The following is a 1,856-nucleotide window of genomic DNA, read 5'->3' as shown; positions in this document are numbered from 1 at the left end:
TGTTAAATAATCAACGCCAATAAACCCAATATCGCCTATTTTACGTTTTATTTTACGACATTCTGATTGTATGTGATGCAAAGTCATCGCTGGCGTATCATCAATCCAGATATTTGGGCACTGTTTGAGTCTACCCATTGCATTACTCAGCTCATCCCATTCGTGCTCTGCCAGTTTCTCATAAAACCGATTTGAATTAAGATTGGATTGTTGACTTAACATGCGCTCGGCTAATTGGCTATCCGTCATTTCCATGCTAAACAACAGCACCACTTTCCCTTGATTTGACACATTTCTCGCCATTTCAGTAAGTACAGTCGTTTTACCCACCTTGGGGCGTGCCCCAATAACAAACAGCGAACCATTAACGATTTGTTTGGGTTTAAGCAAGTCGTCAAAGTCCCTAAATCCTGTTTTGAGTCCACAATCCTTTTCAGGATTATCCTGACGGTTACAAATCTCTGTAAACGTATTGTCCAATACATCATCAATCCGGCTAAGCCCTGTTTTGTAACCCACTTTGCCAAACTTTGCTGCTTCATCAATCAGACGTTGCGCCATATCAATTTTATCACTAAATTCTAGCGTATTAGGCTGAATAAACAGTTGTTGAATCTCAATGGTTTTTTCAACCGTATAGCGTTCTACTGCACACTCTTTGATACTTTTTGCGTAACTGACGATGTTTGCGGCACTCGGGATATTTTTGGCTATCTCAGCAAGATAGGCAAATCCACCGGCCTTTTTAGCCATCCCTGATTTAGACAACGCTTCATCCACCGTGATGATATCGATTGCCTGACGTCTCCGGCTCATCGCGCGCATTTCTGCATAAATCAATCGGTGGTGCGTGGCATAAAAATCATCAGGGCTTAGCAGTGAAAACACCTTTGAAGCATTATCGCTCATTGGGTCTATCAACAAACCACCAATAACACTTTGCTCAGCAGCGATGTTATTAGGTACTTGATTAATACTATATCTCATCGGGTCATTCCTTAAATCTAAAACGCGCTGTATCGCATTCTGAGCAGCGATAAAATTTTAGTGGTGAGAATAATACGTTTTTATCGAGAAAACGGTTTAGAATGAAAAGGGGTGTATTTTAAACGGGTATCTGAATAGCAAATTGAGATTGAATTTTAAACCTGAGGTAAAAATGCTAACTTTTAACTTCGGTCATTCGCTCTGTCCTCCTTGACTGAATGACCACTTGATAACTCATAACGCCCCTTCCCTAGTTTTTGTTACCGTGTCAGGCCTTAGCAGATAATCAAAACTTGCTCGCCAGCCTCGGTCATTTTCTCCGAAATACCACGGGTTTGCTGTTTCAACAAATACTTCAAAATAGTTTCTGGCAGCATCAACCGAAGGGTTTTTGAGTTCTTTCCAGAATTTACCAATAGCCCGTTTTCGTTTGTCGTTCAGTGATTCAGCATTGGGTAATCTGTCACCTACCGTCTCGTTGTAAACTTGTAGGATTTCCTGATAGGGGATTTTGGTTTTTCGATTGTTAGAAATTAATTTCTCATCATTCCCCTCGTGAGGGGTTAGGGGAGTATTTTCTTTTTTCTTTAAAATATTTCTTTTGTGTTTAGCTGACTCAGCTAACCTAACATTAGCTAACTTGGCTAAACTTTTATTAGCTGACTTAGCTAATTTATTATCATTAGCTGAATTGGCTAATTTTTTGCTATTTTGGCTAATATTAAAATTCCACTCAAATATTTTTTTGTTAATTCCTATTCTTCCCTTTTCCAGGATTAAGATATTCATTGAAATCATTTCATTCTTTGCTTTACAAACATGGGTATGATGTATACCTGTTATTTCTGCAATTTGTGTATTCGTAATTC

Annotated in this window: 2 protein-coding genes; both read right to left on the bottom strand. The window is 38.8% G+C overall.

Going from position 1 to position 1,856, the window contains the following annotated elements:
* The coding region (locus G468_RS0117370; RefSeq protein WP_034250433.1) for a replicative DNA helicase at positions 1-987 on the bottom strand (987 nt) is incomplete at its 3' end.
* A 234-nt stretch (positions 988-1,221) separates the two neighbouring features.
* Positions 1,222-1,856: replication protein (locus tag G468_RS23540; protein WP_026824075.1), on the bottom strand; the 635-nt coding region annotated here is incomplete at its 5' end.

The sequence above is a fragment of the Arsenophonus nasoniae DSM 15247 genome (genome assembly GCF_000429565.1).
In the GTDB taxonomy this organism is placed as follows: domain Bacteria; phylum Pseudomonadota; class Gammaproteobacteria; order Enterobacterales; family Enterobacteriaceae; genus Arsenophonus; species Arsenophonus nasoniae.
This window is presented reverse-complemented; position numbering and strand designations above follow the sequence as displayed.